Source organism: Streptomyces lonarensis (assembly GCF_012033735.1).
In the GTDB taxonomy this organism is placed as follows: Bacteria; Actinomycetota; Actinomycetes; order Streptomycetales; family Streptomycetaceae; genus Streptomyces; species Streptomyces lonarensis.
The window spans coordinates 19,514-38,486 of record NZ_JAAVJD010000001.1; the positions used below are offsets into that span (position 1 = coordinate 19,514).

Annotated in this window: 19 protein-coding genes; 11 read left to right on the forward strand and 8 right to left on the reverse strand. The window is 69.9% G+C overall.

Annotation, left to right across the window (positions count from 1 at the left end; all coding sequences use genetic code 11):
• Window positions 1-3: 3 nt before the first annotated feature.
• The 6 genes from HCN56_RS00095 to HCN56_RS00120 all read right to left on the reverse strand — a co-directional run bounded on the left by HCN56_RS00095 (window position 4) and on the right by HCN56_RS00120 (window position 8,285).
• Window positions 4-1,134 carry a phosphoribosyltransferase gene (locus tag HCN56_RS00095; protein WP_167967324.1) on the reverse strand — a complete coding sequence of 377 codons (1,131 nt, stop codon included), beginning with the start codon at window positions 1,132-1,134 and terminating at the stop codon, window positions 4-6.
• A gap of 191 nt (window positions 1,135-1,325) precedes the next feature.
• Entirely contained in the window at window positions 1,326-2,111 is a 786-nt protein-coding gene (locus HCN56_RS00100; protein ID WP_167967325.1) for an HAD family hydrolase, read from the reverse strand.
• On the reverse strand, window positions 2,108-5,080 hold the full coding sequence (locus HCN56_RS00105) for a methyltransferase domain-containing protein (protein ID WP_167967326.1): 2,973 nt from the start codon (window positions 5,078-5,080) through the stop codon (window positions 2,108-2,110). The genes HCN56_RS00100 and HCN56_RS00105 overlap by 4 nt, the downstream gene beginning before the upstream one ends.
• Window positions 4,974-5,609 (reverse strand): phosphoribosyltransferase family protein, encoded by a 636-nt coding sequence (locus tag HCN56_RS00110; protein ID WP_167967327.1) that lies wholly within the window; start codon window positions 5,607-5,609, stop codon window positions 4,974-4,976. The genes HCN56_RS00105 and HCN56_RS00110 overlap by 107 nt, the downstream gene beginning before the upstream one ends.
• A gap of 106 nt (window positions 5,610-5,715) precedes the next feature.
• Entirely contained in the window at window positions 5,716-7,164 is a 1,449-nt protein-coding gene (locus tag HCN56_RS00115) for a hypothetical protein (RefSeq protein WP_167967328.1), read from the reverse strand.
• Window positions 7,161-8,285 (reverse strand): DegT/DnrJ/EryC1/StrS family aminotransferase, encoded by a 1,125-nt coding sequence (locus HCN56_RS00120; protein WP_167967329.1) that lies wholly within the window; start codon window positions 8,283-8,285, stop codon window positions 7,161-7,163. The genes HCN56_RS00115 and HCN56_RS00120 overlap by 4 nt, the downstream gene beginning before the upstream one ends.
• Window positions 8,286-8,620: 335 nt before the next feature.
• Between HCN56_RS00120 and HCN56_RS00125 the strand changes: the two genes are divergently transcribed.
• Window positions 8,621-10,063 carry an NsdA family TPR-like regulatory protein gene (locus HCN56_RS00125; protein WP_312870965.1) on the forward strand — a complete coding sequence of 481 codons (1,443 nt, stop codon included), beginning with the start codon at window positions 8,621-8,623 and terminating at the stop codon, window positions 10,061-10,063.
• The gene (locus tag HCN56_RS00130) at window positions 10,060-10,572 is read left to right on the forward strand and encodes a GNAT family N-acetyltransferase (protein ID WP_167967330.1); all 513 of its coding nucleotides are present in this window, start codon (window positions 10,060-10,062) and stop codon (window positions 10,570-10,572) included. Before HCN56_RS00125 ends, HCN56_RS00130 begins: the two co-directional genes overlap by 4 nt.
• Before the next feature lie 337 nt (window positions 10,573-10,909).
• Here the strand turns inward: HCN56_RS00130 and HCN56_RS00135 are convergent, their stop codons facing one another.
• Together HCN56_RS00135 and HCN56_RS00140 are read right to left on the reverse strand one after the other, a co-directional pair.
• On the reverse strand, window positions 10,910-11,131 hold the full coding sequence (locus tag HCN56_RS00135) for a DUF397 domain-containing protein (protein ID WP_167967331.1): 222 nt from the start codon (window positions 11,129-11,131) through the stop codon (window positions 10,910-10,912).
• Window positions 11,124-11,999 carry a helix-turn-helix domain-containing protein gene (locus HCN56_RS00140; protein WP_167967332.1) on the reverse strand — a complete coding sequence of 292 codons (876 nt, stop codon included), beginning with the start codon at window positions 11,997-11,999 and terminating at the stop codon, window positions 11,124-11,126. The genes HCN56_RS00135 and HCN56_RS00140 overlap by 8 nt, the downstream gene beginning before the upstream one ends.
• A gap of 238 nt (window positions 12,000-12,237) precedes the next feature.
• On the opposite strand from HCN56_RS00140, the gene HCN56_RS00145 reads away from it, so the two are divergent.
• The 9 genes from HCN56_RS00145 to HCN56_RS00185 all read left to right on the forward strand — a co-directional run bounded on the left by HCN56_RS00145 (window position 12,238) and on the right by HCN56_RS00185 (window position 18,883).
• Window positions 12,238-12,687: an ATP-binding protein gene (locus tag HCN56_RS00145; protein ID WP_167967333.1), complete on the forward strand. Its 450-nt coding sequence runs from the start codon at window positions 12,238-12,240 to the stop codon at window positions 12,685-12,687.
• Between the two features lie 661 nt (window positions 12,688-13,348).
• Window positions 13,349-13,762 (forward strand): hypothetical protein, encoded by a 414-nt coding sequence (locus HCN56_RS00150; protein ID WP_167967334.1) that lies wholly within the window; start codon window positions 13,349-13,351, stop codon window positions 13,760-13,762.
• A 244-nt stretch (window positions 13,763-14,006) separates the two neighbouring features.
• Entirely contained in the window at window positions 14,007-14,483 is a 477-nt protein-coding gene (locus HCN56_RS00155; RefSeq protein ID WP_167967335.1) for a hypothetical protein, read from the forward strand.
• Window positions 14,484-14,584: 101 nt separating this feature from the next.
• A complete protein-coding gene (locus tag HCN56_RS00160) occupies window positions 14,585-15,052 on the forward strand; it encodes an NUDIX hydrolase (protein ID WP_167967336.1) in 468 nt (155 codons plus the stop codon).
• A 38-nt stretch (window positions 15,053-15,090) separates the two neighbouring features.
• Window positions 15,091-15,885, forward strand: coding sequence for an SAM-dependent methyltransferase (locus tag HCN56_RS00165; RefSeq protein WP_167967337.1), 795 nt, complete (start codon window positions 15,091-15,093; stop codon window positions 15,883-15,885).
• A gap of 91 nt (window positions 15,886-15,976) precedes the next feature.
• Window positions 15,977-17,080 (forward strand): radical SAM protein, encoded by a 1,104-nt coding sequence (locus tag HCN56_RS00170; protein ID WP_167967338.1) that lies wholly within the window; start codon window positions 15,977-15,979, stop codon window positions 17,078-17,080.
• Between the two features lie 17 nt (window positions 17,081-17,097).
• Window positions 17,098-17,694: a dTMP kinase gene (tmk, locus tag HCN56_RS00175; RefSeq protein WP_312870966.1), complete on the forward strand. Its 597-nt coding sequence runs from the start codon at window positions 17,098-17,100 to the stop codon at window positions 17,692-17,694.
• A complete protein-coding gene (locus HCN56_RS00180; protein WP_245245766.1) occupies window positions 17,691-18,518 on the forward strand; it encodes an endonuclease/exonuclease/phosphatase family protein in 828 nt (275 codons plus the stop codon). Before tmk ends, HCN56_RS00180 begins: the two co-directional genes overlap by 4 nt.
• A gap of 32 nt (window positions 18,519-18,550) precedes the next feature.
• Complete coding sequence (locus HCN56_RS00185; protein WP_167967340.1) at window positions 18,551-18,883, forward strand: MazG-like family protein; 333 nt, start codon at window positions 18,551-18,553, stop codon at window positions 18,881-18,883.
• Window positions 18,884-18,973 lie beyond the last annotated feature (90 nt).

Here is an 18,973-nt window from a genome sequence, read left to right on the forward strand (position 1 = left end):
GGGTCAGGGAGTGGTGGGCGGGGCCGGGCGCGGCACGGGTGGTTCGCGCCAGTACGCGGCGTCGGCGAGTTCGGTTCGCATGGCGTCGAGCTGGCTTGTGCTCCATGCGCCGGTGCTCACCGCGAGGTCGAAGCTGGTCTCCATCTGCTGGTGCAGGGTGCCCGGGACGTGGTGGGCAGGGTCTCGGAGGTAGGCGTCTGCGTCGTTGCGCAGGAGGTGGTCGATCAGACGGTGCTGGATGCTGTGGTGCAGGTTGGGGCGCAGGCTGGGCAGGTCGGCGGCGTTGGCGATGTCGTGCCGGCCCGAACGGTGGTACAGAGTCCAGGCGGACTCCACGCTTCGGGTGATGGCTCGGCCGCCGAGCTGTTCGACAAGGGCCCGCGTGGCGCGCAGTGTGCTTCCGTAGCCCACGTTGTCGTCGACGACGAGGGCGGTTGCTCCCTTGACTGCGGCGGCCAGGTGGTTCCGGTACGCGAGGGGCGCGGTGGCGCGGTGGCGAACGGTTCCGCAGGCGCCGAGGTAGTTGATCGCTGCCTGGTCGTGGAAGCCGAGGCGGACCAGATGCACGTCGATGGGCCGCCCGAGCACCGCGGGAAGCACAGTCCGGGCGGCCAGCGCGAAGGACAGCGACCCGTAGAGCGGGGCGAGGATGGCGGTGATCTCGGGCCGGGGCGCCAGGACACGGTGAGCCAGGAAGCGCAGCTCGTCTGTGATCTTGTCAGGGCTGTCGAGCTCGCGGAAGCTACGCCACCCCGTCTCCAGTGACTCCAGCAGCGCGAGGTCGTCGGGGGCCGGGGGACGCGGGATGGCCCCGAGTACGTCGTGCCGTACGGCGGTCGTTGCCGTGGCGCAGTCCAGGAGCCGGTCGAGCGCGGCGGGCCGCGGATCGCTCTCGGAGCTGGGGTGGTCGGTGAGGTCCTGCCAGAGGGCATAGACCGCAGCGGCGGTCAGGTTGTGCAGGTTGTCGAGCAGCGCGTACCGCAGCGCGGGTGTTCGGTCCGGCGCGTCGCGGTCCAGACGCGAGAGCGCTGTGCCGAGCGTCGTGCAGGTCGACAGCGATCCGCGGGGCAGGTAGTAGGCCCGGCCGCGGCTGAGTCGGACTCTTCGTCCGCCTGTGAGGGTGCTGTCTTTCACGGTGGGGAAGAGTGTGTCGAGGCGGCCGAGGTCCACCCCCGCGCGCGAGGCCCGGCGCAACTCGGCTTCGGGGATGTGTACCAGGCCCAACAGGTCGCAGGAGGGGCGGTGCTCGATTCGAGTTGCGGCGAGTCGAGACGTGCCGGGCGGAGTTGACCGGTGCGTGCGATGCGGCGTGGTGGCGGTGGCGGTCACGTGGGTTCTGCTCTCCGGTGCGGACTGTTCGTGGCGTGGTCGCACAGGGCGGCCAGGCAGGAGGCGAGGTCGCTGAAGCGTGCGGTGGGCGGCGCTCCTACTGGGGGCTGTTCGCCGGCGGGGCTGATCCACACCGGGTGCATGCCGACGTTGCGGGCTCCAACGACGTCGGTTGCCCACTCGTCGCCGACGTACAGACACTGCTCGGGCCGGACTGCCATCTCGGCGCATGCCTGTTGGAACGGCGCGGGGTCCGGCTTGCGGCGGCTGTTGCCGAGGGCACAGACAACGGTCCTGAAGTGGTGCGCGAGACCGCTGTGGACCAGTTTGGCGTGCTGCTGGTCGGTGTCGCCGTTGGTGATCACACCGAGTTGGACGGTGCGCGCGAGTCTGCGCAACGAATCGCTGGTGGCGAGGTCTGGCTTGAGACCGCACAGTTGCCTCTCGGCAAAGTCAGCTGCGTGAGCGGTCAGCTCTCGTTCGGGCATGTCGATGCCGACCTGCTGCAGAGCGAGCTGCCAGACGTACTTCCGTGCTGCGGTGTGCGAGCCGAGTGGAGCGAGGGCCCGGTCGTAGTCGCCCCACAGGGTGGCGGAGGTACGTGTGTAGGAGCTGACGATGTCAGCCGCGGTCACGGCGAGATGGTTGCCGGCGAGGTCGGCGGCGATGTCGGCGAGGGCGCGCTGCCAGACCTGGTGGGTCGGGATCAGGGTGTTGTCGATGTCGAACAGCACGGTGGTGACGGTCGGCGGAAGGACGTGAGCCTGGTTCGGGTGGATCACCGGATCGCTCCGTGGCCGGTCATCCGTGCGGCAAGGGCGAGGGCGGCCAGCCCCTCGGCTGCGGCGGGGGGCTCTTCGCCGCGGGTGAGCCGGAAGTACAGGTCAGGTACGAGCAGACCGAGGATGCGGCCCCGGTCCAGGGGGAGTCCGTCGAAGCGGTTGAGCAACCAGGTGCTGTTGAGCACCTGTTCGCCCACTGCCCCAGTCATCTGGCAGGTGATCTGGAGTGTGCCGTTGCGTTCGTGCACGGCTGCTTCCGTGAACAGGTCGGTGTGCTTCAGGCAGGAGCCGGCCAGCTTGGCGAGGGTCTGGTCGAGGTCGTGAAGACCGGCGAACTCGGCGTCGATCACCCACCACTCCGGCTGGCTCCGGTGGACCACCACGTTGCCCAGGTGGAGGTCGCCGGTCGTGTGAACCAGCCAGCCGCTCGCGGGGGCCGGAGTGAGGGAACGCCGGGCGAGGTGGACGAGGCTGCCGCAGCTGAGCTGGGTCGGTGCGCCGTTGAGGTGCAGGGTGTGCCCTGACCAGGGCTGGAGTCGACGTGCCAGGTCTTCGACCCAGCCGGAGAGGACAGCGGGCGTCTCCAACGAGTGGTCCACTGCCGCATCTGTGCGCGGTGTCAGTGTCGCGGTGGCGCCGTGCACCAGCCGGGTGGCCAGTTCGCCCAGGACCCGCAGGAAGCGGTCCGGGGCGGTGTTCGACAGGGTCCGTAGAGGGACGCCGTCCAGATTCTGCGCCACCAGGGTGGCCTCCTCGCCGCGGTAGTGCAGTGCGGTGGCCGGCACGGGCAGGTGGCGGGCGAGCGCCTGGAGGCCGGTGTGCTCCCGTTCGGCGAAGGCGCGGCTGCGGCCGGGCTTGATGACGACCCTGCCCTCCGTGGTGCTGACGGCGAAGACCGGGGTGCTGCTCGGCCGCAGCTGGGTGAGGCGCCCGTCCGCCGAGGTGTAGGCGGGAGCATCGTCATGGCAGTCGTCTGGGATTTCCCAGTAGCGGCCCGGGACTTCACTTCGGACCCGTTCCACGGCTGCGTCGATGGAGCAGGTCAGCGGCAGCGGGGCGGGTCGTTCGAGCAGCAGCGCCGTGTCCAGAAGGCCGCCGTCGAGCACGGTCCAGCGGGCCTGGTCGTCCTCGCCCGAGTACAGGAGCCGGACGCGACCTGCGCCGTCGGGGAGGACGGCGGGGTAGAACGCGTAGCGGGAGTCGGGAGAGTCGGGGCCACCTCGGTGCAGCACGAGGCCGAGCGGGCGCCAGTTGAGACCATCGCGCGAGTGCGCGGCGGCCAGTGACCGGGAGGAGCCGGCACCGTAGAACATGAGCAGGCCGCCGTTGGTACTTGCGGTGACGGCGGGGCAGTCGGCGGCGTATGCGTCGGGGGCGCCGGCTGGGCCGGTGGTGACGACAACACCGTGTCGCTGCCAGGTCAGGCCGTCGGGCGATGTTGCCACGTGGATGCGCCGGTGGTGGCCGTCGCGCCCCGCGTACCACATCCACCACGTGCCGTCACGGTGCAGCACGGTGGGCAGCAGAACGTGTTCGCTGTCCGTAGCAGCCGCCTGGGTGCTGGGGGCCAGGATGAGCCGAGGCGGGCCCCATGTTGCGCCGCTGTCGCGGCTGATGGTGCGGTAGATCGACCAGCGCCCGCCGTCAGGGCGTGCGCTGAGGTAGGCATGCAGCTCGTTGCGGTGCGTCGTCAGGCTGACGCCGGTCACGTCGTCGCAGCCGTCGGGGGTCGGCAGGGGCCGGGCATCGGCCAAGGACACCGGACCGGCGCCCGGCGCCGGAAGGCGGGCGAGCACGACGCGGTTGCGGCCACCGGTGTACCAGGGCTCGGGCGCTCGGCCGGGCAGCTGGCGAGGAGCGTAGACACGGGCGTCCGCGGGGCCGACGGCCATGGCGATCAGGCGCCGACCCTGGTGGTTCACGACGGCCGGCGCAAAGGCTACGCGGCCCTCGGCACCGGCCAGAAGCTGGCCACCAGCCCCGACGATGTCCGCTCGGCCCGCCGCGCGCCGGGACCGCCGGTCTGCGCGGGGTAGCCTCGCCGCGGCAGCGGACAGCAAGAAGTGATCACCGGCTTCGAGGAGTTCGGCCAGCCGCGTGGTGGAACGCACGGCCCGACTCAGCGCGGTGAACGCCGCCTCGTCGGCAGCGCTGTGGTCCACGTACGGTCGCATCCACGCTGCGACACCTTCCAGCGAGTGCCGGTCGGTGATCTCCAGCCCGGCCGCTTCGAGCAGCGCTTCGCCCTCCACCAGGTGGTGCGTGCGGGCGGGCGGCATGTAGTCCTCGGCCGACACCCGCGGCAGCGGCTGGTAGCGGCCGTGCTCCAGGTAGCCACCGTCCACCAGGGCGGACATCTCTGCGAACCGGCCGCGCTTCAGCAGGTCTCGCAAGATGGATGTGCGGGTCAGGAAGATCGCGTGAAGACGTCCTCCCGGCGCCAGCGCCGACGCTGCACGGCGCACTGCCTCGGCGGCATCCGCATCGTCGAGCAGGTGGTACAGCGGACCGAACATCAGCACGACGTCGAACTGCCCCGCAGGAACCGTCACGTGCTGCGCCGCGGCGTGCTGAGTGCCGAGAAGCTGCCCGTCCAAGCCGGCTTCGACGAACCTGGCACGTGCGCTGTTCAAGCTGGCAATGGACAGATCCACCAGCGCCACCTGGTGCCCGCGACGTGCCAGTTGAAGGGCGTGGGTGCCGGGGCCGGAACCGAGGTCCAGAATGCGACTGGCGCGGGGGAGATCCGCCAGGACCGAGTGGTGAATCACCTCGTTCTCCAGACGGTGGTAAGGCCCGGAGCGGGTCCGCTGCCACTCCCGTTCAGGATCGGCGTCGTAGTAGCCGGCCACCTCCTGCATGTCACAGGTCACGCTGGTGGCCGGTGCCCGTCCCTCCGGGAAGAGACCAGCGATCCCCTTCACGCTGGAGTCGGCGTCGAGCGGCGAGTCGAGCGAGGTGGAACTCAAGGAGATCGGAACCGATGTCATGGCCGAGGTCACGCAGCCTCTCGTCGAACTGGGCGGTTGTCAGTGGGCCGGCGGCCAACAGGCACGCCGCGGTCTGGTCGGCATCACGCAGGACCCGCCAGGGAAGAACCAGCGCAGGAAGGTCCGACATGGTCCAGGCAGCGAAGTGCGGCCCCGGGGCCGCCGTGTCCGAGGCAGCGAGACAGGCCAACTCCGGCTGGTAGTGCGAGAGGTGGTCGAGGAAGAAGCGAGCGGTGCGACCGGAGTCGACCACTTCGTCCACGACGATCAGTGGTTTCCCGGTCTGCGGTTCCCCGGCTCGGAGAAGGCCGTCGGCCGCGGCGATCAGCTCCACGCCGTCGGTGCGCCCTTCCCCGCCTCGGCGTGCGGCGGCGGCCAGCACCGTCGAACCGGGCAGCAGATCGGCGAGAGACTGGGCGGCAACCCACCCGCCCTGCATGATTCCGACGAGCGTCACTGAGCGACCCGGATGGGCGCGGCGGATCTGATCAGCCACGTCGGAGACCATCTGTTGGTAGGCGCGCCACGAGACCATGCGGGCCCGGCGGCCGGCAGCCGCAGTGAACACGAGGTCGGACGTCGGAACTTCGGCCCCGGTTCGTCGGCGTGGGTGGTCAGGCACGTCGGACCTCCGTGGCGTACCGATCCCACAGCAGCGCCAGGAGGCGGTCCGAACCGCCCGCCACGCGCTTGAAGGCCCGCTCGGCGTCCCGGTCGCCGGCCGCTTTCGAGGGCGCAGGGGACTTGCGGCGCGCCCACAGACTCGGGGCTGGGGGCAGCACCCCGCCCACGGCCCGCACGACGGAATCCAGGGCGGCCAGGTGCGCGCCGACGTCGTGGCCGACGGCGGTGATCTCCTCGGGGTGGTTGAACGGTGTGCCGACATCCAGCGTCAGCGGCACCAGGTACACCGCGGCCGGGTCGCCCGTCAGAGCCTGACGCAGGCGGGCGTGGGTTCGTCCGGTGAACACGCTGTCGTCCAGGTGGACCACCACCTGATTGTCCGCGTCAACGCTCCCGGTCCTCCACGCGGTGCCCGACACCCGGGACATCTCCGCCTCGTGGACCGAGCACCGGGCGAGCGCCAACCTGGTACGCGAGCGCTGCCCCGGCGGCAGCATCCCCGCCCACACCGGCCCGGCGGCCATCGCGCCGAACGCCTCGCTGACCAGCAGCACCGGGCGGTCCGGATGCGCGTCTGCCAGCGCCGGCCAGCGGCTGGCGAATGCCGCGGCAACCTGCCAGAGGACGTCGCCCTCACGGATGGCGCGCACCGCATCCGCCCCCACTCCGGGCTCGCACAGCGCCCCGGCCAAACCATCCAGAACCTCCAGCAGCCGCGGACCACCCGTCACCTTCGCAGCTCGGGCCCCCCAGCTCGCCGGATCGCATACCGCGGACGGGAGGCCCGTCGGCTGCCACCGGTTCCAGGCCGCCTCAGCCAACAGTGCCCCGAGGCTCCGAAGCGCCTCGTCCAGCACCTCGGCGGCTTCCCGCCGCGCGAGCACTGCCGCACTCCACCGCGCGGTGCACACGTCCTGCACAGCCGCTTCCAGAAACGCCAGCCAGGCCAGCCATGCGTACCAGTCGGCTGGGTGCCGCGCTGCCGGCTCTGCCAACTGCTCGGCGAACTTCGCGTACCGGGGCCAGCGCTCGCGGATCGCGTCGAACCGATGACCGGCCGAAGGCGCCCGGCGAGGCAGGTACATCTGTTCGTCAGCCGCGTAGTAGCTGAACCCTCGCAAGTACACCCAGCCCTCGCGGGTGACCCGGTCGGCGAAGAAGGAGCACGCCGCCGGGGGCAAGCGGTCGGCCGCGGATTCAGGGAGCCGGAACCCGCCCCCGTCCGCCAGATGCAACGCAGCCGGTACCCCCGCGGGCGGAGGGCCGACGGCGCCGCTTGCCCCGAGGGCCGCCGTCCACCTCTGATCAAGCACCCGGCGCTGGGCGGCCATCTCCCGCGACCAGCTGAACAACCTACGCCGCGCCGCCGGCTCCACGCTCGCGACGAGGTCCTCGGGCGCCGGGGTCGATGCGACATCGACAACCGCAGGAGTGGTCACGCTGCCACCGGTCCGTCCGCGAGGGCACGCGAGACGTCGGCGAAGGCGTCGCCGTAGGCGTCGATCGTCTCTTCCGTGTCGCCTTCGGCGACGCTCACGCTGATCCGGCCCGTGGAGTAGGACGTCTCTCCGTGAAAGGGCCCACACCGACGCGGACGCCAGGTCCTCGCCGCAGCGCGCAACGGGACAGCCTCTGAGAACAAGGGCATCTGGGCCAGCGAGCCGATGGAGGGGTAGTGCGCCGGAACGCCGGCATCCTGCACCCGCGCCAGGTAGGCGTCGACGGTCACCCCGGGCCTCAACTCGTCCAGCTGGATCTGCGGCCGGTAGGAGAACCAGCCGCCCATCGAGGCACCGGGCCGCACAACCGGCGGCCGGACCCCCGGCAGACCCACCAGACGTCGGCCCAGCCGCTCCAGCAGTGCGCGACGTGACGCCAGGCGTTCCGGCAGGCCCTCGGCGTTGGCCAGGCCCACCACGGCGGCCAGCGGATGCATCCTCATCTTCAGGCCCAGACCGGTCTCGCCGTACGCCGCCAGCTCCGGGTTGTCGAGTGCCAGGGCCCGGCCGCGGTAGTGACCGGCCAGCACCGCCCGATCGCGCAACTGCGGGTGCGGGGAGCTGAACAGTCCGCCTTCGCCTGCGGACCACGACTTGCGGTCCTGCATGCTGCCGACGCAGATGTCACCGAAGGTTCCGACTGGCTGCCCGTTGAGAGTGGACAGGTAGGCGTGGCTGATGTCCTCGATCAAGTACAGGCCCCGTCTGCGACAGATCCGGGTGATCTCTTCCATCGCGGCGGGGTGCCCCAGATGGTGGGTCACCGTGACGCACCGGGTCAGCGGTGTGATCGCTGCCTCCAGCGCCGCCGGGCACAGGTTCCCGGTGTCCGGCTGCACATCCACGAGCAGCACGTTGAGGCCGCAGTGCAGGGCCGGGGACACCGAGGCGTGGAACGTGTTGACCGGCCCGATCACCTCCGATCCGGGCGGCAGGTCCAGCGCGAGATACGCCGCGTGGAGCCCTGCCGTGCCCGAGGAGAACGACAACGGGTTCGGTAGGCCCAGCAGGTGCTCGATCCGCCGTTCCAGCTCGCCGATCACACCGGAGCCGTTCGCCACCGACAAGGCCCCGTCTGCGCGAACGTAGTCCGCGACTGCCTGGGCGATGTGGGCGCGCCGCAGAGACGGCGCGGAGCGACGGGGCATGTGGTTTCTCCAACTCCCGCGCGCACAAGCCGGTCAGGGGCTGTACGCGTCATGACGAATGGCGGCGGCGGCCAAGAACGAGGTCCGCCGCGCCGTCGGCGGATGAGGCCGACGGCAGGCACACCAGGACACCGCCGTCGCCTCCACCGCGGGAGAGGGGATCGGAGAGAAAGTCGAGATTGTAGCGGTGAGAACGAGAAGAGGTGAGAACTCTCGGATTACGCCCATACACGACGTAGCTTCCAGGCGTGACGACCCTCCGCGAAGGGGCATCGGTGGACGGCCGCCAGGCGTTCGCACACCCCTTGAACCAGACCCTCGCTGCGGCTCTCCGGGCAGCCCGATGGACACCCCGTGATCTCGTTCGTGCCCTCAACCCCCGGCTCGAAGCCATCGGGCGGCCTACCCTGCATCTGACCGCCGGCCGCGCTTGGCTCAACGGTTCGCAACCGCGCTGCGCGACGGCACGCCGACTCGCGGCCACCGTGCTCACAGAGGCGACCGGCGTGTTCTACAGCTCCGCCGCTCTGTGGGGAGATCCCCCGGCGAACGGCGGGCAGACCCAGAACACCGCAACCGACGACCTCGTCGGCCGTCGCTCTGTCGCCGACGTCCTGGATGCCGCTGCCAACTGGGTAGCCACCGGCGCCGAGGACCAGGCCGTCCTGCACCCCGCCAGCGAGAGCCAGCTACTCAGCGCGGTGTGGGACGCCACGCGGCAGAACACCCTGCTAGCCGTCCAGCCCGGCCGGCACGAGCAGGTTCCGCCCGCGTTCGTCGACGTCCTCGAAAGCCAACTCGCTCGCCTACGACGCTTAGACGACACCACCGGCGGCGGCAAGCTTTCACAACGCTACGTACGCATGGAACTGGCCGGTGTGCTCGACCTGGTCCGTAACAGCCGGTACACCAGCGACGTAGGCAACCGCCTCCTGGCCACCGCCAGCGGCATGGCCCAACTGGCAGGATGGATGGCCTTCGACGCCGACCTCCACGCAGCCGCCCAGCGATACCAGCTCTTCGCGATCCGCCTCGCCCGCGCCGCCGACGAAAGCGCCACGGTCGCCAACGCCTTGGGCATGCTCGCCTATCAGCACGCCGCGACCGGCAAGCCCGTCGCCGCTCTCCGCTACGCCGAGGCCGCCGTCGACCAATCGGCCCGCAGCAGTTCTGTCGTGCGCGCGCGGGCCTGGGGACGCATGGCCACCGCCTACGCCACAGCCGGCGAGATCGGCGCCTTCAGGGAGGCCACGGACCGCTGCCGCGCTCTCCTGGAACGCCGCCGTGATGACGACCCACACTCGCTCTACTACTACACCCCCGAACAGGTCGCCGCCGAGACCGGTCACGCCCTCGTCGAACTTGCCGTCACAAACCCCGCTCGCGCTCGACCTCTACTCGCCGAGGCGACCGCGCTGCTGTCGCCCCTCGCCCAACAGGGGCCCACTGCCGGATTCCGGCGCTCCGCCCTTCTCCACGGCATCCACCTCGCCCGCGCACACCTGATGGCCCGCGACCCGGAATCCACCGCGAGCACCCTGTTGCGGCTCACCGACTGCGTCGAGGGGGTTCAGTCGATCCGCTGTCGCAACCTCCTTCGCCGATTCCGCGGACTCGCCGGCACCCGCATGCAGATGCCAGACGGCACCCGTGTACTGACCGCCGTCGACACGGCACTATCGACGCCATGACCCTCGTGCCCATCGCCTCGGACGGTTCTGTTCTCGGGGCGAATCCCGTGCTGAGTGAAGTTCCGTACGACCACCCCGATGCCCGCAGCCTCACCCAGTCGCTGCGGGCGGAGCAGGCCAGCCTGTACGGCTTCGCCGACGACCCCGCTGACACCCCGTCCGTGGTCTTCGACGCTTCCACGGATGGCAGGTTCGTGGTCGCCTACGTCGGTGGCGAACCGGTCGGGTGTGGAGGGATACGTCGTCTCGACACGCGCACCGCCGAGATCAAGCGGATGTACACCGTCGACCACGCGCGGGGGTACGGGATCGGCACAGGCATCCTCGATCACCTCGAACGTCACGCTGCGAGCTTCGGCGCTGACAAGGTGCTGCTCGAAACCGGTCGGCACAACATGGCCGCCCTGGCTCTCTACCGCCGCGCTGGGTACGGGCCTTGCCGGTCGTACGTTCCCGGACGTGACCTCCAGGTGAACCGGGCCATGACCAAACGGCTCGACAGCGTCTGACGGTGAAGGCGTCCGCTCCCACGTGAGTGGAGCGCGCCTGACGATCCGTGTTGATTGCCGTACTCAGCTCGCCACAGCCAGCCCGGATGGGCGGCCACTGCGAACGGTCGTGCCTGAACCGCAACTGGGGGGCGGGCCAGGCACGACCGTTGGGCTGCGGCCGTTTTGGCGTACGAGCCAGACAGCGAAACACCGTTGACAGGGCCGGGGCTGTCCCTACGAGCTAGCGTCCGAGTGCCGGGCGGGCGGCGTCGAGCCTTTACGGCCCGCGGCAGGGACCCGGCAGAGGGGTAACGGTGGCGGCGAGGTACGCCTGCCCGGGTCAGTAGAGGTGCGCCTAGGAGAAAGCTCCCGACTTGGTGGCGGCCATGAACGCACACCAGGCAGCGTGCGATGCCCGCGCGGGGGCACGCCCGCGGTCCTTTGTGTCCCGCACGGCGATGTAATCGGCGGCACCCGATCCGACCTCGACACAGTTGCCCGCGTTGGCCGTGTAGCTGCTCGTGCGCCACGTGACGCCGGCAAGGTCTACCGCGTCGCGGCCAGTCAGCTCACTCATGATTCAGCTCTCCCTCGATCCGTTTGACCAGCTCATAGCTATCTTCCTCGGTCAGGGCAACCTGCGACAAGTTTGCGAACAGCCGATTCAGGCGTCGTAGGGTCAGCGGGTCATCTCGAAAGCTGACCGCCTCAGCAGACTCGACGAAGGCGGCATCGGGCGGAGAGTCCTTCTCCGTTCCGAAGAGCGTGAACGCTCCGGTGCTGGCGCCTTCAGCGCCCGCGGTGTACGGGATCACGCGGAAGGTGATGTGCGGCTCTGCGGCGAGGTTCGCGACGTGTTGCAGCTGGTTTCGAAGGACTGACGGACCACCCACCTGAAGTCGCAGGGCGGCTTCCATCACCAGAGCGTCCAGCGCCAGCGGCTCGTCCTCACGCAGTCGCTCCTGCCGACGCAACCGCACCTCCACGAGTCCATCGACCTGGTCCGGGCCCATGGCAATGAAGCCCGGACTGGTGATGGCGCGGGCGTACTCCTCCGTCTGTAGTTGCGCAGGGATCAGGAGTGGCTGGTACTCGCGGCACCTCGCTGCCTCGGCCTCGTAGGCCAGGAACTCTGCGTAACTCGCCGAGATCACCTCTTGGTGCGTGTGCCACCAGGGAGGCACGCGCTGTATGCCTCGGATCATCAAATCGCGGAGATCAGCCCGCTTGTCGCCCTGGACCTCGTAGAGGTCCATCAACGCCTCGAAGTCCTTCTTGGTGCAGGCACGCTTGGCCAGCTCCAGCCGGCTCACCTTGGAGTTGTGGCAGTTGAGATGCGTCCCAACCTCCTCGGTGGTCATGCCTTGCTGATCACGTAGAAGGCGCAGGGCGGCGCCAAGTTTCCTGCGGGCGGCCAGTGGGCTTCCGCTCGCGACAACAGCCATCGGTTGCAACCCCCAGTGTGGTCGGACAAGAACGACTGTATCGCCGCTCAGGCTGCGAGCCGACACGGTTTCCCCAGAACTGCCATGCGGAAGATTGGCAATCTGCCACGCAGGGGCTTGACGCGTTGACGGGGCCGCGCCGATGATGGGCGCGTGACGCAGCGCACTCGCCGTGTGACCAGCGGTGTTCCCCTGTGCGATTCCAGCCGGATGTGCGTCCGATAGTCCGGGAGGTGCCATGACGAGTTCTGCGCGGGCCAGGTACGGCGAGGTCGTGGGGAAGCGATCCTTCGGCTGGTCGTTACTCGCTCGCCCGGATGGCATCGGGCATTGGCGTCGGCAGGCGGCTGGAGTCCTCACCCTGTGGGGTGCGCCGGTGTCGTCGGTGGAGCTGGTGCGATTGGGGGTCTCGGAGCTGTTGGGCAACGTGGTCAAGCACGTGGCTGACGAGCGCTGCTATCTGCGGCTCGTTCGTTGCGGGGCCGAGGTGGAGGTGCAGGTGATCGACGCCGACCCGAGGTTCCCGGAGTTCTACCAGCCGGGGCAGCTTTCGGAGTCCGGGCGTGGCCTGGCGTTGGTCGCGGAGTTGGCGGGTGGGATCGGGTGGCAGCGGACGGAGGAGGGGACGGGGAAGCGGGTGTACTTCCGCTGTCCGCTCGTCCAACCCGCGAACGGGACGAGCGGATGAACAGCTCCGGGGACGCCATGGAGTTCGTGCGCCCGCGCGCGGCTCGGCCGGGTGATGGCGCTTCGTGGGTCCGTGGCTGGTGCTGGTTCTACTGCGGTCACACGTTCACGGACGTGCTGTGGCTGGGCACCATCACGAGCGTCGGGGCCTCGGCTCCGCTGTACGCCTGCGGCGGGTGTCTGAGGCGGCTTCACGACAGCGCGTGGGACTACGACGACGCGTTGGGCGACCTCCCCTCGGACCACTGGGGCCGGCCGGTTCCCCTGTACGCCGAGCACGGCTCCGGCGTACCGGTGTCGTTCCGGCGAACGACGCGACGCCCCAGAAGCCCGCTTGGCCGACTGTTCCACCGCTTCGTCTCCGGGCGGCCCGTTCACTGGGAGGAGGTGGTCGGTCGCGGTGAAGAACCGGCAGACCGATGAGCCCGTGGCCGCGGTGCGGGGAGTTCGGGCCCCCTCGGGCACCACCCCGGCTGCGGGGAGACGAGTAGGGGCCGCGGTCCCTCATGGGGCTCGGGGGGCCGACTGTCAAGGCGGGCATCGTGAACTCTTCGTCGCGCTCTCCGATCGGTTCGAGCGACCGCTCCAAGCTCCCGCTCTGCCCCGAACGCCGGAAGGCGCCGGGGGCAGAGCGGGTCATCTGACCTGTGAAAGGGGACGAGATGCACAGATTGGTGAGTCCAGAGGCGCCGGTGGACGAGTTGGCGAGCGCTCTGAAGTCCTCGTTGGCCGTGGCGGGGGTGCCGGCGAGGGTCTTCCTCCACCAGGAGAAGGGGGAGTTCCTGTGCCGGGCGGATCGGGTCGCCGCCGCCGCGCTGATCCGCGCACTGCGGGCGGCTGCCCGGGCGGCGGACACTGCCGCTCCTGCGCTGGAGGCCCTGGTGTGGTGCCGCCGCGCTCGCCGGGTCGGCATCGTGCGGGGCGTGACGGACGGGATGGTCGACCTGGAGGCGTTCATCGACGGCACCACCTTCCGCTCACCTGCGGCTCGCCTGGTGCCGGCGACTCTTTCCCAGATGCGGGCCGCCCAGATGCTGCGAGCGCGACACCCGCGGAGAAAGCCGCCATCGCCGTGACCAGACCACTGCGCGGGTGGGCGTCGCGTCCGCAGAACGGCACTTCGCGGTCCCGGGGCGAGCCTGGACTGCAATCGGCCAAGGCGGTTCGCGAGACCCGGGCGGCGGCGGTGCGGGAGGCGCTTCATGTCGCTTTGCCGTGCGCCGCGGTGGTGGTTGCCCTTGCACTGGCCGCACTGTTCCGCCCCTGACCTCGGCGTCACCACCCACAGCCCACCGCCTACAGATAGTTGAAGGGAGACCCGTGCACGACGTTTCCGAGGGACCTGCGCAGGAGGCCGTCGAGCCGGTTCGCTCGCTCACCTGGGACGGCAACCGCACGGTGCAGGGCCGGCGGCTGGGTGTCGACCTCATCCTCGCGCTCCGTGAGGCCGGAGTGGAGGCCCGGACGTCCTACGTGGGGGAGAGCCATCGCTTCACGGTGCGGTTGGGGTGGGTCGGCGCCGCGGCGCTCGTTCACACTCTGGGCGTCGCCGCGCGGGTGGGGGGCACGGTCCCGAAACGGGGAGCGGTGGCGTGGTGCAGCCGCGCCCGCACGGTCGGCGTGGTGCTGCACGTCGCACGCGGGGCCGTGCACCTCGAAGCGCTGGCCGATGGCAAGCCGTTCCGGTCCGTCCCCGGGCGGCTCTCCCACCCGACCCTTCAACAGATCGATGCCGCGCGCGAGAAGCATCGCCACCACGCCGTCCGGCGAGTCGGCCGCCCCCTCGGCACGGACTGACCCCGAGCCGCCCCCGCCCCCGTCCCCGGGCCGCAGTAGGCCGAGCGCCCTGCCGCCTGGGGACGGGCCCAACCTCCCGACGAAGCGGAGAACGTTCCACGATGACCGACGCCCACCCGACCGACCCACCACGACGGTGGATCACCGGACAGGCCCTCCTGCGCAACGAGGCCGGCGCGGTCCTCCTCACCGAGGGAGCCGGCCCGGCACCCAGCCGTCGATGGAGCCTCGTCGGAGCAGACGCGGACCCCGGCGAGACTGCTCTCACCGCCGCCGAACGCGCCGTCCGGGATCGTCTCCGCCTCCGTCTGCGGGCCAGGCGCCTGCTGTGCGCGGACCACCTCCCGACCAGCGCGCTGCGGCTCCACTCCGGCCTCGCCCTCGTCTTCGACTTCGGCTCCATCCCCGGGCCGGCCGTCCTCAGCCTCGACCTCAGTGATGTCACCGGGTACGGCTGGGTTCGCCCCGACGCCCTCGACATCCTCGACCAACAGCAACGCACCCGCGTCGAAGCCTCCCTGCTCTCCCTGCACGCCGGCACCACCGCGTTCCTCCCCACCCATCCCTGAGCCCCGCGGCCGTGCTGCACCCAGGAGACCCGCACACGATGAGCCCTCACCTTCACGACGAGCCCGCCACCCCCGTGCGCCGGACGCGGGAGGAATGGACCTCGATGTGCTTGACCCCGGCACCCGCCCGCGTGGATGACCGGCTGCGCAACGGCATCGACAACTACGCCGTGGACCGCAAACTCCTCGACGGTCTCGTCACGGAGGCGATCGGAGAACTGCGCGAGGCCATCGGGGCGAGCGACCGTCACACCGCCGGTGTCGCGGAGCAGGCAGCCCGGCAGGGCATCCGACAGGCCCTGGTCCTAGGCGCCGGACTACCCATCCCACGACGTGCCTGCCCCGAGGTGCATGAGGTCTTCGACCGCCACCACGGCGACGACTGCACGGTCGTCTACGTCACCGACGACCCCGTGGCGTGGGCCCTCCTGCGCCTGAAGTCCAACATCGCACCCGGGTGCGCGGACATCATCCTCGGCGACACCCGCCACATCGACACCCTTCTCACCTCACCCCACATCGAAGCGACCGACGTCGACCCGAAGCAGCCGACCGTGGTTGCCCTACCCGGCACCCTGGCCTGGCTCACCGACGACCAAGCACGCCACGCCCTGGCCACCCTCCACCACTGGCTCGCACCGGGCAGCATCCTCACCCTCACCCACCCCACCCCGACCGATGCCACCCGCGACCTCTCCCTGCGATGGGAGACCGCCGGCATGCTGTGGGCGCACCGTCGTCCCGCCGAGGTGGCCGCGCTGTTCCGCAGGGGTGGCTTCGCGGGCACAGTGGAGGCCCCCAGCGGGCTCGTCACTGCCACCTACGCCATCTAGCCCCTCCCCGACGGCACGCCGGTCGCCGACGTGACCGCAAGGAACGGCGCCATTCCCGGTTTCCGACCCGAACCCAACGGGAGTCAAGGTCATGAGCGGACGTAATATCGTCAACGCCGGTCAGAGCTCTTCCTGTTACTTCCGCACCTCCGTGGAAGAGCCCTTCCGGAAGGCATTGGTACAGATCACCGAGCGGTGCAATCTGCGCTGTGCGCACTGCTTCGTCAGCGCGGGGGACTACGGCGATGCCATGCCGCTGGATGAGATCCGTGCAAAGGTCGTGCCCCGCCTGCGTGACGCGCGCGTCACCCGCGTCACTCTGACGGGCGGCGAGCCCTTCGCTCACCCGGACGTCATCGAGGTGGTCGACTCGTTCCGGTCGGCCGGCATGGGCGTGGGCGTGTGCACGAACGCCACGGTCACGACCGACGAGCAGATCGCCGCGCTGGCGAGCATGGGCGTTCACGTGAACGTGAGTCTCGACGGTTTCGCCGCCTCGTCCCACGGCAAGTTCCGAGGCAATCGCGAGTCGTTTTACACGACCGTGGACACCGTCAGGAAGTTCGCCGCAGCGGGCGTCCTCCAGGGCCTGCTCTGCACACCGAACAGCCTGGCGGAAGACGAGGAGTACCGGGAGCTGTGCGTTTTCGCCAAGCAGCAGGGCGCACGCTACGTGCTGATGAACCCGCTCAGCAGCATGGGACGTGGTGTGAAGGCGCGGCGCAAGCTTGCCACTCCGGTCGAGCACATGCGGCGTATCCAGGCAGTCACCGAGGCATTCGACGGAGACGGAATGGAGCTGGTCCACATCCGCTTCCCCAACGACACCAAGCCGCTGGCCGGCTGCGAGGCCGGGCGCATCATCTACGTCTTCACCCCGGGCGAGGTCACGGTCTGCCCCTACCTGGTGTTCGCCGCCCGCACTCCGCAGTCCCAGCACAGCGACCGCGAGTTCATCGTCGGCAACATCTTCCGGGACCCCGACATCGGGACACGGCTGGACACTTACGACTTCCACAGCCGCTACACCCTGGGGGCCAACGACACCTGCGGCGCGTGTTCCATCTCCTCAGCCTGCGGGAAGGGCTGCCCCGCCGCGGTCGTCTCGGCGGGCGAGCGGATCGGGGCCGTCGACGTGGAGGTGTGCCCTGTCTCCTCGGGCGGTCGGCCGCTGCTGCCGGTGGTCGCTCAGTGACCGGGCGTGGCCTGTTTGTGACCGTCGACGGCCCGGGGGGCGTCGGCAAGTCCACCGTCGTGGCCGCCACCGTCGCCCAGCTCGCTGCCGAGCGGCTGCCGGTCCTCTCCACACGAGAGCCCACGGACACCCCGCTGGGCAACCTAGCCCGCCACGGTACCGAGACCTACCGCGGCCTCACGATGGCCTGCCTCATCGCAGCCGACAGGTACCAGCACCTCTCCAACGAGATCAGGCCGGCCTTGGCGGCCGGCGAAGTCGTGGTGTGCGACCGATACCTCGCCTCGTCCCTCGTCCTGCAGCGCATGGACGACGTTCCACTCGACACGATCTGGGAACTCAACCGGCACGCCGAGCACCCGGACCTGGCCGTTGTCCTCACCGCCGAGCCCCAGGTGATCGCCCATCGTCTCGCAGGGCGGGGCGCCCACAGCCGGTACGAACGCATGCCGGACAGCAGCCGCATCGAGCACGAGCTCTACCAGCGAGCCATAGCGTCGCTCGACGTCCGCGGTATCCACACGCTCGTTCTCGACGCAACGAGGGCCACGCCCCAGGCCCTGGCCCGTACGATCGCTGCCGAAGTCGCCGCACTCCGCCAGGGACATCCATGACACCCGAGACGAACGCGGATCACCTCCGCGTCCTCACGTTCAACCTCAACAACCCCTCACCCGAGCGGGCCGAACGGCAGCTCGCCTGGCTCGCGGCCCGACCGGAACACGTCCTGGTGCTGACCGAGACCGCCCCGAGCAGAGGGTGCGATCTCCTGGCCGCCAGGTTCTCTGCGGCAGGCTACGAGGTCAGCTTTCCGAAACCACAGGACCGGGAACGCGGCGCCATGATCGTCAGCCGCCTCCCCTTCGCCGGCCCTCCACCCTGCGAGGTCGGCTACCTCCCGTGCCGCGCCGTCTCCGTCACGGTCAAGACCGCGTCCGACACGGTGGACGTGACCGGCCTCTACGTCCCCTCCCGCGACGCGACACCCGCGAAGACGGAACGGAAGCGCCGCTTCCTGGCAGCCTGCCGCGACAGCATCCCCACCGGAGCCGACCAGGCCGCCGCACGGATCGTCCTCGGCGACCTAAACATTCTCGAACCCGACCACCGTCCCCGGTACCGCTTCTTCAAAGCCTTCGAGTACGAGTTCTACGACTGGCTCACCCAAGCCGGCTACCACGACGCCTTCAGGCTGCGCCACCCGGACGCGGACGCGTACAGCTGGGTCGGCCGGACCGGAGACGGGTACCGCTACGACCACATTTTCGTCTCCGACCCCCTCACGCGGACGGTTGTCGAGTGCAGCTACCTGCACGAACCACGGGCGGCACGACTGACCGATCACTCGGCGATGACAGTTCGGCTGGAGCTGCCCGTCACCAACGCCTTGGTAGTGTCCGACCCCTCCGACCCCCCGCCGGCGGAAGCTCTCTTCTGACGACCCCGCCCGCCATCACGAACGGTGCACACATGGACTCGGCGACCTGGACCACGATCGACCGTCTCGTGGAATGGCTCGACTCCCACGACTCCAACAGCCCGGAGGTGACACGTCTCCTCCGGGTGCTGAAGCTGCAGGAAGAGACCGGCGAGGTCGCCGAGGCGGTACACGGAGCCATGGGATCGAACCCCCGCAAGGGCGCCAGCCACACCTGGACCGACGTCGAGAAGGAACTCTGCGACGTCATCCTCACTGGCATGGTCGCGCTGGCGACCGTCAACCCCGACGCGGGGAAGGTCTTCACACACCACCTTCAAAGCGTTGCCGACCGCTCCCTCACCACGGCGGCCCCGCCTGCGTAGGTCTCAGCGCCCGTTGCGAGACCACCGGTCGACCGGCATACGAAGGAGCTCCGTTCGACGTCCCGACGGCCGGGCCCGTACTGCAACGGC

Coding starts and splice junctions, on each gene's coding strand:
- HCN56_RS00160 (WP_167967336.1), top strand. CDS start 14,585: ATGACCGACGCCCACCCGACCGACCCACCACGACGGTGGATCACCGGA.
- HCN56_RS00185 (WP_167967340.1), top strand. CDS start 18,551: ATGGACTCGGCGACCTGGACCACGATCGACCGTCTCGTGGAATGGCTC.
- HCN56_RS00110 (WP_167967327.1), bottom strand. CDS start 5,609: ATGGTCTCCGACGTGGCTGATCAGATCCGCCGCGCCCATCCGGGTCGC.
- HCN56_RS00170 (WP_167967338.1), top strand. CDS start 15,977: ATGAGCGGACGTAATATCGTCAACGCCGGTCAGAGCTCTTCCTGTTAC.
- HCN56_RS00140 (WP_167967332.1), bottom strand. CDS start 11,999: ATGGCTGTTGTCGCGAGCGGAAGCCCACTGGCCGCCCGCAGGAAACTT.
- HCN56_RS00180 (WP_245245766.1), top strand. CDS start 17,691: ATGACACCCGAGACGAACGCGGATCACCTCCGCGTCCTCACGTTCAAC.
- HCN56_RS00135 (WP_167967331.1), bottom strand. CDS start 11,131: ATGAGTGAGCTGACTGGCCGCGACGCGGTAGACCTTGCCGGCGTCACG.
- HCN56_RS00130 (WP_167967330.1), top strand. CDS start 10,060: ATGACCCTCGTGCCCATCGCCTCGGACGGTTCTGTTCTCGGGGCGAAT.
- HCN56_RS00165 (WP_167967337.1), top strand. CDS start 15,091: ATGAGCCCTCACCTTCACGACGAGCCCGCCACCCCCGTGCGCCGGACG.
- HCN56_RS00145 (WP_167967333.1), top strand. CDS start 12,238: ATGACGAGTTCTGCGCGGGCCAGGTACGGCGAGGTCGTGGGGAAGCGA.
- HCN56_RS00150 (WP_167967334.1), top strand. CDS start 13,349: ATGCACAGATTGGTGAGTCCAGAGGCGCCGGTGGACGAGTTGGCGAGC.